14 protein-coding genes and 1 pseudogene are annotated in these 16497 nt (G+C 37.3%); 6 read left to right on the plus strand and 9 right to left on the minus strand.

What is annotated here, in order from left to right:
- The first annotated feature begins 429 nt into the window (after positions 1-429).
- The gene (locus tag F6K18_RS13515; protein WP_287521482.1) at positions 430-4854 is read left to right on the plus strand and encodes a GUN4 domain-containing protein; all 4425 of its coding nucleotides are present in this window, start codon (positions 430-432) and stop codon (positions 4852-4854) included.
- A gap of 1571 nt (positions 4855-6425) precedes the next feature.
- Entirely contained in the window at positions 6426-7865 is a 1440-nt protein-coding gene (locus F6K18_RS13520; protein ID WP_287521484.1) for a sodium:solute symporter family protein, read from the plus strand.
- 106 nt (positions 7866-7971) lie between these two features.
- On the opposite strand, the pseudogene F6K18_RS13525 reads toward F6K18_RS13520, so the two are convergent.
- The 6 genes and pseudogenes from F6K18_RS13525 to F6K18_RS13545 all read right to left on the minus strand — a co-directional run bounded on the left by F6K18_RS13525 (position 7972) and on the right by F6K18_RS13545 (position 12360).
- Positions 7972-8487: pseudogene (locus F6K18_RS13525) on the minus strand (DUF4058 family protein).
- Positions 8488-8549: 62 nt separating this feature from the next.
- Positions 8550-8705: a DUF4058 family protein gene (locus F6K18_RS13530; RefSeq protein WP_287521486.1), complete on the minus strand. Its 156-nt coding sequence runs from the start codon at positions 8703-8705 to the stop codon at positions 8550-8552.
- 144 nt (positions 8706-8849) lie between these two features.
- Positions 8850-10247 (minus strand): amidohydrolase, encoded by a 1398-nt coding sequence (locus F6K18_RS13535; RefSeq protein WP_287521487.1) that lies wholly within the window; start codon positions 10245-10247, stop codon positions 8850-8852.
- Between the two features lie 195 nt (positions 10248-10442).
- Positions 10443-10709 (minus strand): RNA-guided endonuclease TnpB family protein, encoded by a 267-nt coding sequence (locus tag F6K18_RS36605; protein ID WP_353735071.1) that lies wholly within the window; start codon positions 10707-10709, stop codon positions 10443-10445.
- Positions 10693-11562 carry a transposase gene (locus F6K18_RS13540; protein WP_353735072.1) on the minus strand — a complete coding sequence of 290 codons (870 nt, stop codon included), beginning with the start codon at positions 11560-11562 and terminating at the stop codon, positions 10693-10695. Before F6K18_RS13540 ends, F6K18_RS36605 begins: the two co-directional genes overlap by 17 nt.
- A gap of 84 nt (positions 11563-11646) precedes the next feature.
- Entirely contained in the window at positions 11647-12360 is a 714-nt protein-coding gene (locus F6K18_RS13545; RefSeq protein WP_287521489.1) for a hypothetical protein, read from the minus strand.
- Positions 12361-12725: 365 nt separating this feature from the next.
- On the opposite strand from F6K18_RS13545, the gene F6K18_RS13550 reads away from it, so the two are divergent.
- From F6K18_RS13550 to F6K18_RS13555, 3 genes are read left to right on the plus strand one after another with little or no spacing between them, the layout of a single operon-like run.
- A complete protein-coding gene (locus tag F6K18_RS13550; protein ID WP_287521491.1) occupies positions 12726-13070 on the plus strand; it encodes a DUF6972 family protein in 345 nt (114 codons plus the stop codon).
- Between the two features lie 31 nt (positions 13071-13101).
- The gene (locus F6K18_RS37305) at positions 13102-13215 is read left to right on the plus strand and encodes a hypothetical protein (RefSeq protein WP_375341322.1); all 114 of its coding nucleotides are present in this window, start codon (positions 13102-13104) and stop codon (positions 13213-13215) included.
- Complete coding sequence (locus F6K18_RS13555; protein WP_287521493.1) at positions 13178-13456, plus strand: hypothetical protein; 279 nt, start codon at positions 13178-13180, stop codon at positions 13454-13456. Before F6K18_RS37305 ends, F6K18_RS13555 begins: the two co-directional genes overlap by 38 nt.
- A 144-nt stretch (positions 13457-13600) precedes the next feature.
- On the opposite strand, the gene F6K18_RS13560 is transcribed toward F6K18_RS13555, so the two are convergent.
- Together F6K18_RS13560 and F6K18_RS13565 are read right to left on the minus strand one after the other, a co-directional pair.
- Complete coding sequence (locus F6K18_RS13560; RefSeq protein WP_287521495.1) at positions 13601-13885, minus strand: type II toxin-antitoxin system RelE/ParE family toxin; 285 nt, start codon at positions 13883-13885, stop codon at positions 13601-13603.
- Positions 13882-14133 carry a hypothetical protein gene (locus F6K18_RS13565; RefSeq protein WP_287521497.1) on the minus strand — a complete coding sequence of 84 codons (252 nt, stop codon included), beginning with the start codon at positions 14131-14133 and terminating at the stop codon, positions 13882-13884. Before F6K18_RS13565 ends, F6K18_RS13560 begins: the two co-directional genes overlap by 4 nt.
- A 91-nt stretch (positions 14134-14224) precedes the next feature.
- On the opposite strand from F6K18_RS13565, the gene F6K18_RS13570 reads away from it, so the two are divergent.
- Entirely contained in the window at positions 14225-14920 is a 696-nt protein-coding gene (locus F6K18_RS13570) for a Uma2 family endonuclease (protein ID WP_287521499.1), read from the plus strand.
- A 538-nt stretch (positions 14921-15458) separates the two neighbouring features.
- Here F6K18_RS13570 and F6K18_RS13575 read toward each other — a convergent pair.
- A complete protein-coding gene (locus tag F6K18_RS13575) occupies positions 15459-16469 on the minus strand; it encodes a dihydroorotate dehydrogenase-like protein (RefSeq protein WP_287521501.1) in 1011 nt (336 codons plus the stop codon).
- Between the last annotated feature and the right edge of the window lie 28 nt (positions 16470-16497).

Genomic DNA, 16497 nt, shown 5'->3' on the forward strand with positions numbered 1-16497 from the left:
GGAGACAGGAGACAGGAGACAGGAGACAGGAGACAGGAGGAAAATTACATGGGGATTCGCTCCCCCAAGTAATTTTGAACACCCCCGTTGACGGTGGGGTATTAAACCCACAAAGAAAATGATAATTTCTAGCGTCAGTAAGGGCAAACGGCCGTTTGCTTCTATAATATTGACTTTTATTACTAAATGTTGAATTATACCAATGCTACCGGATTTGATATCAGTGGATACTCTATATCCTAGCTTAGGAAGACAACAAAACCCAAAGCAATTCAGCGTTCCGACAAAGTAAAAGACTTACTAAAATTAAAAAGGGATAATTTTGAGGTTTTTAGGGGCGATAATGTTGTGCTTTGCGATCGCTGTTTGAGATCTGCCAAAATAGATAATGTATTTTGGAGATAATTTCTCGAACTAGCTTCTGACCCTATGAACTTAGACCCAAATTCAATATACTCTTATCAAGTCGGCGGTAGTCTACCTGTGGATGCTCCCACTTATGTCCAACGACAGGCAGACGAGCAACTTTTTGATGGCCTAATGATGGGAGAGTTTTGTTATGTCTTAAACTCCCGCCAAATGGGTAAGTCTAGTCTGCGAGTCCAAACTATGCGACGTTTACACGCATCTGGGGTTGTTTGTGCCGCTATAGATTTAACGGCCATCGGTAGTCAGGATATTACTTCGGAACAGTGGTATGCGGGAATAGTCTATAGTTTGGCCAGTAGTGTAGACTTATTGGATCGGTTTGATATTTTGAGTTGGTGGAGCGATCGCTCTTTTCTTTCTGCTTTACAACGTTTAAGTCATTTTATTGAGCAAGTATTGCTGAGAGAAATTCGGAAAAATATTGTAATTTTTATTGATGAAATTGATAGTATCCTCAGTTTAAATTTTAATGTTGATGACTTTTTTGCTTTGATTCGTTTTTGTTATAATCAACGGGCTGATAATTCTGAATATCAACGTTTATCTTTTGCTTTATTGGGAGTGGGAACGCCATCTGATTTGATTAAAAATCGGCATATTAGTACGCCTTTTAATATTGGTAAAGCTATTGAGTTAGAGGGGTTTAATTTTGATGAGGCGAAACCTTTAGCTGGGGGATTTTCTGGTGTTTTTAATGATGGCATGGCAGTCTTGAAAGAAGTATTAAATTGGACTGGTGGGCAACCATTTTTAACTCAAAAAGTTTGTCAAGTAATTTTATCTTACTGTAGAGAGGTTAAGTTTAATATTTCTAGAGAAAATGAGGTAGAGTTAGTGGTAGAAATTGTTCGGTCACAAATTATTGAAAATTGGGAAGCAAAGGATGAACCTGAACATTTAAAGACTATACGCGATCGCTTACTTTACGGCAGTCATAGTCAGGGTAAGTTACTATTATTATATCGACAGATATTACAGCAGGGAAATATTAAGGCGAATCATCAACAGTTTCATAGAGAATTACGACTGACTGGGGTGGTAGTAAAACAGAAAGGAAAGTTAAGGGTTTATAACAAAATTTATGCAGAGGTTTTTAATCTGAATTGGGTGGAAAATAAATTACGCGAAGCAGGTTTATTTTTAGAAGAAAAAGTAGAGGCGGTATATTCAGAAACTGAAATTAAAGAGATTGATAAAATTACGAATGATGCTTTATCAGAGTTTGAATTTAATCAAATAGAGGCATTAATTCTAGCAATACAGGCAGGACAGAAGTTAAAAAAATTAGTTTGGCATAATTTGTCTTTAAAAGAATATCCGACTATCGCCCCAATATATACTTTACAAAAAACTCTCGCTCAGATTAGTCAAAAAAATCAATTTATTAGTCATCAAATTGGAGTTAAAGATATCAACTTTAGCCCAGATGGAGAATATTTAGCTGTTGCAGAAATCAATGGCACAATTTTATTGCAGCAATTATTAAATCCCCACTCAATACAACTAAAAGGTGACGAAAATGAAGTTTTGTGTGTGAAATTCAGCCCCAATGGTAAACACTTGGCAACAGCAGGAGAAGAAGGCATAATTCGAGTTTGGAATTTACAAGGTCAACAGATAAATCAGTTTAATGGTAATCAAGGTGCAGTTAATGAAATTAGATTTAGTCCAGATGGAAAATATTTCGCAACAGTAGCAGAAAATGGAGTACAACTATGGAATATTTCACGGCAAACGCATTCGCGATCCGGAACATCATCCCTCAAGCAACGAAATATTCATTCAAGTTGGAAAACTACTGTAAGTTTTACCCGCGATGGTGAATGTATTGCAGTTTCAGTCAGAGAAAATACAGTCAGACTGTGGAAGGGATTAAAACGACAACCTACAGAATTGAAAGCAAATTACATTGAAGAATTTGGTCTGACAGATGTAAAAATGAGTTGGAGCGGAGAATACCTACTTTGTATTGGTAAAAAAGGAATTTTGCGACTCTGGGATTTTCCCAAACGGCGGTTTTTTGATTGGGAAACCGAACAAACAGAGATTAACAATATTTGTTTTAGTCCCAGCGACCGCTATATTGCTACAGCAGGAGCAGATGGAATAACCAAAATTTGGGAATTATCTGGAAATTTATTAACTCAGTTTCATGCTGACCGTAACTCAGTTACAGCTATCAGTTTTACCTCAGACGGAAAACAAATTGCCACGGTGGGTGCTGACGGCACAATTCGCACCTGGAATATATTTCCAAAACAGCAGACTCAATGGAAAACTCAACAAGGCACAGTTTGGTCTGTTAGTTGCAACCTCACGGGAAAAATAGCTACCGGAGGAGAAGATGGCAGCGTCAAAATTTGGAATTTGTCTGGTCAAATATTACATCAGTGGAAAAGTCGAGGTAGACTCACTAGCATCAGTTTCAGTCCTGATGGCAAATATCTAGCTACAGCAGGGTGTAATAATATTTCAATTTGGAGTGAAGAAGGGCAACTTATCAGTCAATGTCACCCCCATCAAGACCTGATATTAGAAGTAAAATTTAGTCCCAATGGCACATCCCTAGTAGCAGTGGGAGCAAATGGCACAGCTATATTACGCAACTTGCAAGGAAAACAATTAGCGATACTAAAGCGCAGTAATTGGAGAATAATTGCCAGTGTTAGTTTTAGCTCAGAAGGCGATCGTATTGTTACAGGTGGGTGGGATGGAAAGGTCTGCATCTGGAATCTGTCTGGGCAACTTTTAGCAAATTGGAATGCTCATCGGGATAAGGTCAGAAGTGTTAGTTTTAGCGCTGATGGGGAGCAAGTTGCTTCTGCGGGTAGGGAGAGGGTGAAAGTTTGGAATGTATCTGGGCAACTTTTGACTGAGTGGAGGGTGCATCAGGGAAAATTGGTGGATGTGTGTTTTAGTTTGGATTGGCAACGAGTGGCAACGGTGGGAAGTGACTATACTGTTATATTGTGGGATTTTTCTGGGCGCAAATTAGCACAGTGGGATACTCCAGAAATGGAATTAACGAGTATTACTTTTAGCAATGATGGTAAATATTTGGTTGCTGGTGGAGAAAATAGTATGGTTTGTCTATGGCGAGTTGAAGGTTTGGATGAACTTTTGGTGCGGGGTTATGAGTGGTTACAGGATTATTTTGTTACTCATCCTGAAGAATTGGAAAAGTTGGAGGTATCTGAAAATCAAAATGGTGTGGTTGAAAATGTCGATGTAAGTAATGTTGTTTCTCTAGGAATAGATAGCTCACCCGCAGATATTCCTGTTAGTGTTAGTCTTCATTCTAATTATGAAATTAACTATATTCGGTTACGGGATTTATTATCCGCAGGAAAATGGCGAGAAGCAGATTTAGAAACTACTGCTATTATGCTGAAAATAGCTGGTCGAGAATCAAAAGGTTGGTTAAGAGGGGAAGATATTATCAATTTTCCCTGCCATGATTTACTGACAATAGATAATCTGTGGGTGAGATATAGTAATGGTAAATTTGGCTTGAGTATTCAGAAAGAAGTTTGGCAAAATTGTGGTGCAACTCAAGATAATAGTTATCAAATTAATGACCTGGAAAATTATAATAATTTCCGTGAAAAATTAGGCTGGAAAATAGGAGATAAACTTTTAACTTATGAGGAATTGAATTTCGATATAAATGCCCCCAATGGTCATATCCCTGGAGGAATATTGAATTGGTTATGGTTTAGTTTTGATCTAGGAAAATCTAAGCTTTTCAGCGAGGAAACTATTTGGTGGGATATTCTTTCTGCTATAGCAATGAAATTAGATATCTGTCAGTCTGACAAATTAGTAAAAATTTATCAATCTGATCAAGAAGGATTTTTAGGTGAATTTTTAGTACATGACAAAGTAGTAAAAATTTATCAAGGTGATATTACTAACTTAGAAGTAGATATTATTGTTAGTTCAGATGACAACTACCTGACTATGGGAGGTGGAGTTTCAAACAGAATTATAGAAGTTGGGGGAGAAGATATTTATAGAGAAGCGCAAAAATTAACACCTTTATCTTTTGGGGAAGTTGCAGTTACAAATTCTGGTAGATTACAAGCTCAAAAAATATTTCATGGAGTAGTAATTGATTTTGACGAAAAACAAATAATGCCGTCCCCAGAGATTATTAAAAGAGTAGTACATACTTCCATGAAAAAAACCAAAAGCTTCAGTTTGCAAAATATTGCTTTTCCTCTACTAGGTACAGGAGTGGGAGGTTTCCCACTTCAGGTTGCTTGGCAAATTATCTTGTCACAAATAATCCAAAGTTTATCTGATGAAAATCAAACTGTGAGAGAAGTTATTATCTGTATATATAACCGAAAAATTGTAGAAGAAATTGACGTTAGAGAGACACTAAAACAAATTCAAAACTTAGGTTGGGAATCGTTATTGTAATGGTTAAAAATTACAGCAGTTTTCTAGTTGATGAGGTACAAAGTTTTATTGCTCTAGGCAACAGGCAACAGCTCATCTGGCAACAGGGAATATAGGAATAAATAGTCTTATAGCTGTACCTTACTATCCTCAAAAGTGCTGTAATATAGCAGGGAACAGGGAACAACAAACAAATGAATAAAAATTATAGATTAGGGCTTGCTGATTAAATCTAAAAGCATTTACAGATAAAGCTTTTAGCCTTTTTTTGTCTTGAAAAAGTACCAGGTTTTTAGCTCTTCATGCTCAAAAAGTTAGGATTTTGGGGTGAGGGGAGCAGAACAATCACTCTTGCTATCATGAGCGATCACCTTCTCTATAACTCCCATTTCTCCTGACTCTTAAGTAAGTAGACAAAATTATTTGTATATAAATTTATTGTTTATCCTTTGATAGCTCTATGACATAGCAGTCAAAAATGCACAATTAATTCTGTCCAGGTACTTAACTATTCCCTATTCCCTATTCCCTGCTTCAGCAAAAAGACTTTATATCATGTCCGGTAACATCGGTATTGTATAGTGAAGTAAGGAAGAAGGAAGAAGGAAGAAGGCTTAAAAGCTTGAAAAAACCTAAATTTCCGGCATTGCACAGTGACGAATGATTTGAGATTTTTATTGAATTAAATTTTGGATTTGAGAATTGCTAGAATGATTAATTAATGGTTTTTTTTAGTCACAATCTAAACTAATTTTTGGCAATATCATTCCATAATGTGCAACCCCAAATTTCCTGTAGATATTCACCCTTGATTTTACACAAACGATACCAGCGGACATGATATTATTCAGCAAACCCTAGATTAGTCTTAAACTGTACCTAACGATCCTGAAATTTTCTGTATTCTTTTTTAAAACTGGTATAATACCAATTTAATAAATGTTTGCTACAAATAGCTAGGCTATTTTTTATGAGTTATATCATGTCCGGATAATTAGTGATAAAAAAACTTTCTCCTTCTCCTGTTCTTCTTCTTCCTTCTTCTTTCTTCCTTCCTGACTCCTGAGGACTGACTCCTGACTGCTCCGTCATTATTTATTTATAACTGTTCAACCGGACATGATATTAGGAGTCAGAATGAATAGTTTCAATACCAGTTTTGAGGTAGGAAATTTTCTTTTTTGTCAAAGGGACATTTCCTGAATTTGTGTTTTAATCGCACTTATTGTTCGTAACATTCTTTTTTAACGCTGAGAAACGCTATATTATCAATCCACTCTTTTTCGCTCCCCAACTAATATTGATTGCTTCGGTATTCCCTAAAAGTATACAATATCCAACAACTCAAATTAAGATTACTATATGAAAAACTTAAACATTTTCAACTCTGCCTATTTCTGGTATTTCTGCTTTACCGTAATTTTCCTCCTCTCCCTAGATTTTTGGTCATGGAAACAAACAATTTATTTTTCAATTCTCCATCTACCACCCTGGGTTTTCTATTTTATTGCTTTACAAATTATTCTCGCTTGTGCTATTTTTGTTTTCTCCCAAACATTCTGGAAAACTGAATCTAAAAAGGAGAATAAATCGTGAGAGAAAACCTAATTCCCTACTTAATCATCAGTATCTATTTACTCTCAACTCTAGCCATCGGAATTATCAGTTATCGCAGCCAAGAAAATACCCCAGAAGATTACTTTCTCGCAGATAGAAAAATTAACTCCATAGTTTTATTTTTCACTCTCATTGCCACAAATTTTAGTGCTTTTACCTTCTTAGGATTTTCTGGTGCTGGTTATCGTATTGGTATCAGCTATTATCCCATGATGGGATTTGGTACAGCCCTCGTAGGAATTACATTTTATTTTATTGGTTATAAAGTTTGGCTTTTAGGAAAAGAAAAAGGTTTCATTACCCCGTCAGAATTAATTGAAAATCGCCTCCCGAGTCAAGCACTAAAATTATTATTTTTAGCCGTAATGATAATTTTTACCATACCTTACTTAACCCTACAACCAATCGGTGGAGGTTATATTATTGAAAATTTAACTAACGGACAAATTCCTTATTTTTGGGGAGCAGCTTTTTTAACCTTTATTATTGTACTATATGTATTTTTAGGAGGAATGAGAAGTGTAGCTTTAACCGATGTTTTGCAAGGAATTTTAATGTTGGTTTTGATGATAGTAGCAGTAGTAGCGATCGCTCAAAGTCTCGGAGGTTTTTCTGAAGCTAATCGCACTGTCTATGAACTCAAACCAGAAATTTTCTCTCGCTCTGGAATGAATAATTTTTTCACTCCCCATAAATGGTTTAGTTATATGTTGCTTTGGGGTTTAAGTGTACCGATGTTTCCGCAAATGTTTATGCGATTTTATACTCCTAAAACTGCTAATTCCCTAAAAATTTCTGCTAGTTTATATCCCTTAATTACCGCCTTAATATTTATTTGTCCTGTTTTAATCGGAATGTGGGGTCATATTAACTTTCCCGACCTAGTAGGAAAAGAAGCAGATAAAATTTTTCCCATGATGTTAGGAGAATATACATCTACTGGCATTGCTTCATTAGTAATGGTAGGTGCTTTAGCAGCATTTATGTCAACCCTTGATTCTCAACTTTTAGCATTAAGCTCCATGATTACTAGAGATATTTATATTGTTTATATTCGCCCCCAAGCTACTCTTGCAGAACAAACTTTTGTCGGTAAAATATTAATTGTTATTTTAGCAATAATTGGTTTAACTCTTGCAGCAAACCCCCCGGCTACAATTGCAGCGATCGCCACTCAATCTTTTACAGGTTTAGCAGTATTATTTCCCACAGTTATTGCTGCTTTATATGGAAAAAATATGTCACCTATGAGCTGTATAATTTCGATTATTTTTGGGGAAATAGCGGTTATTGGTTTTCAGATAGGTATGATTCCTCAAAGTTTTACTTTAGGATTTTTGCCCGTGGTGCCGATAGTATTAGTTTGTGCATTAATAATTGTAGTCGGAAGACTAATTAATTTGCCAAAAAATTAGTCTATAACAGGGAACAGGAATGACATTTCTTTTATCCTTTGTATTATTATCTTAATCCTTGTTGTTGGAACCAAGTATCTGCCCAAGCTGCATCATTTTCTGATAATTATGGTACTGGTTTTTGAGTGTAATCTATTTTTAAATCGTAACTGCCAACATCATAAATATTATTTAACAAAGCTTGTAAATCTATAATTGGTTCTGTATCTTCTGGGCGTAATGGTAATGGAGACTCAGGAATTTTATTTGGGATATTAAAGGCATATAAATCAGCTTTTGTTCGTTGTTTTCCGCGACTCACTAAAATCTGATAATGACTTTTATTTTTATGATCTAAAATAGGCATTCGTTGACCGCGACGCAGTAAATCTATTTCGATAAAATTAGTCAGACTATCTAAAATTTTTTATCGTTTTTTTAGATACATTTTCCTACCTTTGCCACCTCTTTTATTAGAAGGAGATAATATTTCTATGGTAGTTACAACTTCCTTAGTTGCTACTTCTTGAATTTCCAAATATCCTTGGCGAATAGTTATTGGAATTGGTAGAGTTACTGTTGTAGGTTTTGTGGAAGGTTCTATTACTGCAACTTGAGATTCTGTAGAATTTGATGTGTTAATTTGGCTTTTTTTGACACCACTGAAACATCAGGAATATCTGCAAATAAAGATTCTATATCTTTTTATTCATACATTCTTACTTGTAGGGAAACAAAATATTTAGGACTTAGTTGGGGAGATAATAAGTCAGCCATTTTCACAGTTAAATATAGATGTAATCCCGGCCATAAATCGGGATGTTCTAAATATGAGTCTATACCTGGAAATGGGGATGGCATAATTTTTTTCTCCTTATTAATCTGAAACTTGGTTTTTATTCTAGTGTAGCACCTTATAACGCAGAAAAAAGGGACGTTCCATGGAACTTCCCTACTGTAGGCTGACGCGAACGCAACACTAACGCCAACAACACAAAGTTATTATTAGCCCCTAGTGCTTGCCAAACCTACTAGGTTGACTTTTGTCTCCTCAAGATTAATTTCCACTGGAAGTATTTCTGAAGCGCTCTCTTCTTCTGGCTCCACAGGGAATTTTTTACCCTCAAATACACACCCCCAAATACCAATATCTTTGAGTATTGGTCTTGTATCTGTTGGTTCATCATCAAATCGTTTTACGTCCATTGGGTCATGCTCCAGAATCGCAAAGTTAGCTTTCTTTTGAGGCTTGATGCTACCAATCTCATTTTCTAAACCTAGGCAGTAAGCAGATTCAATAGTTACTGCACTGAGCGATCGTTCTATACTGATACATTGGTTGGGAGCAGCTACTCGATCCTCTGTGACATTAAGGCGTTCTGCAGCACACCAAGCCAGGAATAGGGGATCGGCGGGAGCCATAGGCATATCAGAATGGAGAGACAGAATCATACCTTTGGATGCGACAGACCCTAAACGAACCATATTGTCAGCTCGTGATGGGCCCAGTCCAGATTCGGAATACTTATCCGCCAGGGCATTTACATAGTAGGGATTAGCAGTAACAATGGCTCCTAGTTCTCCGAGTGCCTTTACCTGCTCTTCAGTCGAGACGGCAAAGTGAACAACAGTAAAGCGATGGTCTTTACGGGGAAACCTTTTCATATTTTCTGCTAATGTTTCTACCACTACGCGCAAACCCTCATCCCCATTAACATGAGTGTTGATTTGATAACCTGCTTCCCAATAGAGCTTAAAAGCAGCCTTATAGTCTTCTGGTTCAGCAATCCACTCCCCTTGGTGTCCATCTAGGTAGGGGTCTTGTAATTGCATCAGTTGCGAAAAAATAGCCCCATCAGCAAATAGCTTAATCTGTTGTGGCAACCAATCAACTTTCCCTTCCCCTTGATTCAACCAGCTTTTGGTATTTTGGATCAGCATCCCTAGATTATTGTTTTTCTTGTGGGTGTCGTAAAGGACTCGACCATCGGGGATAAAGTAAGTCCGAAAAGCTGCATTGGGATCGTTCAATACTGTGTTCCAGACATCTTGAATATCCTTATTCATTTGAGTTCCAGGTTCACAGATAGTCGTAACACCTTTGGATATCAAATACTTCCTCAGCATATCGACTCCGTTATTGATTCGGTCCTCACTCAAAAAGTCTCCGGCAATCTTGCCCAAAATCACTTCGAGTCCTTTTTCAAAGAAATGTCCATTCTCCACGTCTGCTTGACTTTTGGTTAACTCGTCTAAATCCTGAAGAAGTGTCTTGTCTATCCCGTATTTATCTAATGCCGCAGTATTAAAAATGAACTCGTGACAGGAGCGATGCCAAATAACAATGGGGCGATAGTCTTTTGGGTCGATATTTTCTTCATAGGGGATCTTTTCTTTGCACAACGCATCCAGTTGATGGCGATAAAGCGGTTGATTTTCACTGTGGAAATACTGGTGATACCGTTCTACTAAACTTACCCAAACTTACCCATGAATGATTGCATGAGCTTTGGAGCTAGCTTCCTGTCTCACAGAAGACCACTGACCGCAGTCTGCAACTTATCTTCTCCACAGGCTTCAAATCGGTGAGAACTTCACCTACTTATTCACATAGTTTTCTAGGTTGACAGCAGCATTAAAATCTCTGTCAGCAGTGAAACCACATTCACTACATTGATAAGTTCTCACATTCAACGGCATTTTCTGTTGATGCCCACAGTTTGAACATATTTGAGAACTTGGATAAAATCTAGGAGCTATGACTAATTCACTGCCGTACCACTCACACTTGTATGTAAGTTGACGCTTAAATTCATAAAAGCCACAGTCTGCTATGGCACTTGCCAGTTTATGGTTTTTGAGCATTCCACTTACATTCAAATCTTCTATGACTATGGTGCTGTGGTTCAAAGCTCGCCCATGTTGTCAGTTGATGAAGTGCATCTGCTCTGATATCTGCTACTTTTTTGTGTAGTCTTGCTAGCTTTTTGATGGCTTTGCCTCTGTTTTTTGAGCCTGGCTCTTTTTTGTTGACACGGCGCTGATAACGAGTTAGTCGTTTTTTGGCTTGCTGATAGGCTTTACGGTTGGCAAAGGGTGTGCCATCGCTACAAGTTGCTAAAGTGTTTATTCCCACATCTACACCGATAACATCTCGTTTGCTTGGTGCGCTACCAAGTGCGACTGTCGTCGTCGCGGGGTCGCATCCGCTTTTGGCAGTATGGGTTGGTTCATTATCATATTTAAAGCTGATGTACCAATTATTTGCATGTTTAGATATTCTCACATTTTTAACTATTACAGATGGTAAGATTTCGTAAGTTTTTACTATTCCTATTCTGGGTAACTTTATATAGTTTCCTTGAATAATTTTGATACTACCTTCTAAATAGAAACTGTCTTTTTTCCCTTTTTTCTTAAACTTCGGGAATCCACGTCCGGGAATAGTTAAAAAGTTTTTGAATGCCCTTTCTAAATCTCTTAATGCTTGTTGAGGGGCACATTTTGATACTTGATAGTACCAAGGATTGATTGGCTTAACTTCAGCTACTAAACGTTTATGCAAAGTAATTGCACTAGGGCGTTTTTTGGTTTCTTGATACTCACTAATACAAGTTCCTAATCCCCAGTTGTAAGCGTGCCTAGCTACACCTGCGTGTTTAGCAAGTATTGTTTTTTGTTTGTTGTTAAGTTTTAATTTAGTCTTTATTGATTGCACAATGGGTACTATACCTCCAATAAATCTATGACATTGATTCTATTATATGACAAAGAATGTCTATTTATGTACAATTTTGTCCAATTATTTGACTTCAGTAGTTAGCCCCCAAGTGAAAAGTGTCTCTTTCTGCTCTGGATCATTTTGATCCATAAGTTTATGAGCTTGTACCAAACGATCTTTATAATCCTGCTCATTATGTGCGGCTTCAGACTTTTTCCCAGGCAATGTCCAATCTTCGATAGAGATAACTTCTACCGCCATAGTCATAGCGCCCAATAATGGATGAAGGTGATGCTCCACAAATCCAGGCATGATGACTTTGTCTCTAAAGGTACGATCAACAATTTTATCCTCATCAAATGTCTTACCGAGTTCCCTCAGTGTATTCTTTACCTGGGACAGAATACCCACCGCTAAGATAGTGTCCCCTTGTACTGCGACTGCTGGCATTCGTTCTTCACTTATGACTCCGCCTTCGGGAGTTGTGGCTGGATTTATTTCCGGTTGAGCTGCTTCCATCGTAATAATCTTCTGGGCTATATAGATTTTCAGTTCCCCAGAGTCAGACATCGTTGAAATGTCTGGATTGGCAGTATCAGGGAGTGTTGAAGTTGGATTGTTTACTCCTTCACCTGAAGTGTTATCTACCTGGATTTTAGATGATTGCAAATTACTTCTGAGGATCGCCTCAGAGAAAGCTTTAGTCCCCTCGAAAAATTTACGACGGAGAAGTTCGATCAGAAAGTGATTGAAAATTGGGCTACAGCAACTGCAGTTTCCATAAGTTATATACATTTTTCTTAACTACCTTATACTAATTTCAGCATTAGACACATTAATCTTGCTAATTTCAAGATACAGTTAAAGATAATAGATCTTTAGAGGCGATCGATTGTAGCTTAACATTTTTTTTTGATAAACTTAACATTACTTATTAGACATCTGACAAATAAAAAATAGAATCAATTCTTATCCAGAAATCATCAATTACTTTTCCCTGTTCCCTGTCGCCTCTTTTCTGGAGATGTCTATTAACGTACCCTAATGGACTGCTATTGCCAATATGGATGGCAAAATCCTACTCTCCAAAAAGGAGTCCTCTGTACAGAAGAGCGATCGCTTTTTGATACATTTAGATTATCCGTTAACAAAAAAATAATATGAGTGGTATCGACCGCAAAATCTATCTGGAAACTAGAACCAGTTTAATTGATAAGCATCTCCCTGGTACGGAAAAATCCCAAAGAGAATTAGAAACAGAAGGAATAGTCTATCTATTCAGCGATCGCGAAACAATGGAAAGAGTCGCATCTGAAATCTTCAAAAGAGGAGAACGCACGGGAGCAGAGGATATAGCAGACAAATACGAACGCTATGGATTATTTTTTGCCGAACCAATAGGTTATCTACTAAAATCAGATGGAACTCTAATTCCTCTTTATTATATAAAATCCGGTTTAAAAGTTGTCATTGCGACGATAGGAAGCAATCTCCTAACCCCTTGAGATTGCTTCCTTCCACTCCGTTCCAGTCGCAATGACGCAGGCTATAGTAATTATCCGGATTTTATATTATGGGGAAATAAAAATCAAAAAGACCACAGGTAAATACCATGTCATACCTCGCACAAGAACGCGCACAACCAGATGAACTAAGCCAAAAATATCAATTATCCACAGAATGGGAGTTTGCAGAAATTTGGGTCGATCCTTATCTTTCTCCACCCTATATTTTAATGCTAATTAAAGAGCAGTCGGGCAAATTTTCCATACAAAATCCAGTGGAAAACTACAGAACAATCTTTACAGGTGACACCTACGAAGAAGCACAAATGTGGTTGCTTGAAGATGAATACGAGCGAGTAACTGGTCGTTTTTGTCAACCAGAGTAAAAATTCGTAGATTTCCATTGTCAAAGAGTTAGGGTTTAGAGACCAAACCCCTACTGGAGTGCTTTTCCCAATATTGATGGTAAAATCTTATTCTCCAAAAAAGACTCCTCTGCACAGAAAAGCGATCGCTATTCCCACCAAAATTTACAAACGTTCTGGCCACTTTCTAGCACCATGAATAACTGCTAAAATCTCCAAGCGATCGCCCCTAACTCGATACGGTACAATAAACGGCGTACCTGTAACAACCAATTCTCTCGTACCCGCTACCTGACCTAATCTACCCATCTCAGGATACTGAAGCAACCTATTTATTGAATTTTCAATCCGCTCTATGGTATCTAGGGCAACATCAGGATTATTAGCTGCAATGTATTCGTAAGCATTGTTGATATCCTCCAAAGCAAGGCGAGTCCATATTATCTTCATTGTCGCCACCTTGCTAGAGCGGCAGCAATTTCTTCATCACTGGCAAACTCGCCAGCATCTGCCTGACGTAAACCTTCCTTAATATGCTCTACCTGCCATTCTTGCACTTGCAAAGGATCGTCACTTGCGTCATTTTCCACCACTCTCCCCCCCTCATTCAGCATTTTTTGCAATGCTTCTAGTAATCTCAGTCGATCTGTATAGGAAAGATTATATACTTGATTTAGTACCTGCTCGTAAGTAAACATAGACTATCAATTTATTTTTAAGTTTAGCCATTTCCTACTATATCATTTATTTGCTAAAATTAAATAATTAAAATGTCACAATCAAATTATTATGGTAAACAAGAACCAATTACTCAACCTACCATCAAGTTACGAATTACCTGATTCAGACGACAAACCCGTTGATCGCGAAATACAAATTCTAATTCCTAACCTGCTAATGTTAATTTTAAATCAGTTATGGGGCGATCGCTATGATTGGTTTTTTGGCGTAAATATGGGAATTTTCCACACCACCGGGTCAAGTCCTAGAGTGGCTATAGTTCCTGATGCTTTGCTCAGTCTGGGAGTTCCACGACTCAAAAATAATAAATTGCGATCCTCCTATGTTCTTTGGGAGGAAAATTATGTTGTTCCGATATTCGTATTGGAGATTGTTTCTCAAACTTATGGGGGTGAATACGATGAAAAAATGATTGATTACGCTCGGTTGGGAGTATTGTATTATGTTATCTATAACCCAGATTATTCCAAGCGAGACAAACACGAACAATTTGAAGTGTATCACTTGGTAGATGGAGCATACCAACGTTTAAAAGGAAATCCTGTGTGGATGCCAGAAATTGGTCTGGGGATAGGAACTGAAGTTGGTAATCATTACCGTTCCGAACAAGAGTGGTTGTATTGGTATCACTCTGAAGGGAACAGGTTTATGACTCCAGAAGAGGAAGCACTTCAGGAACGACAAAGAGCTGAACGACTTGAACAAATGTTGCGTTCCCTTGGTGTTGATCCAGAACAGTTGTAGCTATATCTTAAGTCATATCATGTCCAGCAGCATCGGTATTTTCAATAATTGATAATTGATAATTAGGGTTTGCTGAATAAAATTGTAATCAATGTCTTTCAACAATTAATAATGAATAATTACCTCTCCTTGAAAAGAAGAGGATTGACTAATAATGAAAAATTTTTTTTATTATCCCCTTAAAAGGGGAGGCTTTAAACCACAATTTTTCGGAAAAGGTTTCTAGGGTTTTTTATTTTGAAAAAGTGCAAGGTTTTTGGCTGTTGTCGCCTCAAAATGCTAGTACTTTTCCCCTGACTATCAGAAAATTTGGCCGTAGTAGATAGTCTAAACTGTTGCCTCACAGGAGTGCGCTACCAGGTGCAACTAGCCTCCGGAGGAGGAGCTGCGCTAACGTCGTCGCGGGGTCGCACCGCTGTTGCCTGTTCCCTGTTGCCTATCATCACCATTAGACTTTTTCAGCAAACCCTAATTACCTCTCCCTAATTATCAATTATCCATTATCCATTATCCATTATTGAAACCCTACTACAGCTAATTAAACCAAACTTTGAGCAGGTTTATAACTTTGAATTGCTTTCATATATTGTGCCCTTTCAAATTTACTCTCATCAGGACAATTAATTTGACTCATACTACCACGCATCTGCGCTATTGATTCATATTCATGTTCTTCCATCCAATGAATTATCTCATTTTCGATAACTTGAATATGATTAATTCCATGACGTAATAAAGTACCCACTAGCTGAGTTACATTCGCACCTGCCATCACCATTTTAATCACATCTTGCCCTTTTTGTACGCCGCTAGTTGCTGCAAAATCAACTTCTAATCTACCGTACAAAATAGCTATCCAACGCATAGGTAAACGCATTGCTTGTGGCGTACTTAATAATACATTTGTCACCACTTCTAGCTCTTCAATATTAATATCTGGCTGATAGAAACGGTTAAATAAAACTAATCCATTTACCCCTGCTTCTACCAACTTTTTCGACATATTTGCCATGTTACTAAAGAAGGGGCTAAGTTTAATAGAAACCGGAATATTTACCTCAGATTTAACAGCTTGCAGAATACTAATATAATTCTGTTCTACTTGTTCCCCGGTCATATCCATATTAGTAGGAATATTGTAGATATTTAACTCCAAAGCATCTGCACCAGCAGTCTCTAATTCTTTAGCATAATGAGTCCAACCACCAATAGTTGAACCATTTAAACTGGCAATAATTGGCATATTTACCATTTTTTTGGCCTGACTAATATGCTTTAAATATTCCGAAGCACCGACATGAAAGACTTCTGGTTCGGGAAAATAAGTTAGAGCTTCTGGAAAACTTTCTGTGCCGTATTCTAAATGATGTTGTAATTCCAAACGTTCTTCACGAAGTTGTTCTTCAAATAAAGAATGTAAAACTACTGCAGCAGCACCAGCATCTTCCATCCGTTTGAGATTATCTAAGTCTTCGGTTAAAGGTGCAGCAGCTCCTACAACTAATGGGGAACGTAATTGTAATCCTAAATAATTTGTCGTAATATCCATAATGTTTAATTCAAAATTCAAAAGTCAA

The organism is Okeania sp. SIO2C2, from assembly GCF_010692625.1.
In the GTDB taxonomy this organism is placed as follows: Bacteria; Cyanobacteriota; Cyanobacteriia; order Cyanobacteriales; family Microcoleaceae; genus Okeania; species Okeania hirsuta.

Excerpts from the sequence above, each read along its gene's own strand:
- F6K18_RS36605 (WP_353735071.1), bottom strand. The coding sequence starts at position 10,709 with ATGCTCAAAAACCATAAACTGGCAAGTGCCATAGCAGACTGTGGCTTT.
- F6K18_RS13565 (WP_287521497.1), bottom strand. The coding sequence starts at position 14,133 with ATGTTTACTTACGAGCAGGTACTAAATCAAGTATATAATCTTTCCTAT.
- F6K18_RS13555 (WP_287521493.1), top strand. The coding sequence starts at position 13,178 with ATGTCATACCTCGCACAAGAACGCGCACAACCAGATGAACTAAGCCAA.
- F6K18_RS13575 (WP_287521501.1), bottom strand. The coding sequence starts at position 16,469 with ATGGATATTACGACAAATTATTTAGGATTACAATTACGTTCCCCATTA.
- F6K18_RS13550 (WP_287521491.1), top strand. The coding sequence starts at position 12,726 with ATGAGTGGTATCGACCGCAAAATCTATCTGGAAACTAGAACCAGTTTA.
- F6K18_RS37305 (WP_375341322.1), top strand. The coding sequence starts at position 13,102 with ATGACGCAGGCTATAGTAATTATCCGGATTTTATATTATGGGGAAATA.
- F6K18_RS13545 (WP_287521489.1), bottom strand. The coding sequence starts at position 12,360 with ATGTATATAACTTATGGAAACTGCAGTTGCTGTAGCCCAATTTTCAAT.
- F6K18_RS13570 (WP_287521499.1), top strand. The coding sequence starts at position 14,225 with ATGGTAAACAAGAACCAATTACTCAACCTACCATCAAGTTACGAATTA.
- F6K18_RS13560 (WP_287521495.1), bottom strand. The coding sequence starts at position 13,885 with ATGAAGATAATATGGACTCGCCTTGCTTTGGAGGATATCAACAATGCT.
- F6K18_RS13515 (WP_287521482.1), top strand. The coding sequence starts at position 430 with ATGAACTTAGACCCAAATTCAATATACTCTTATCAAGTCGGCGGTAGT.
- F6K18_RS13530 (WP_287521486.1), bottom strand. The coding sequence starts at position 8,705 with ATGCCATCCCCATTTCCAGGTATAGACTCATATTTAGAACATCCCGAT.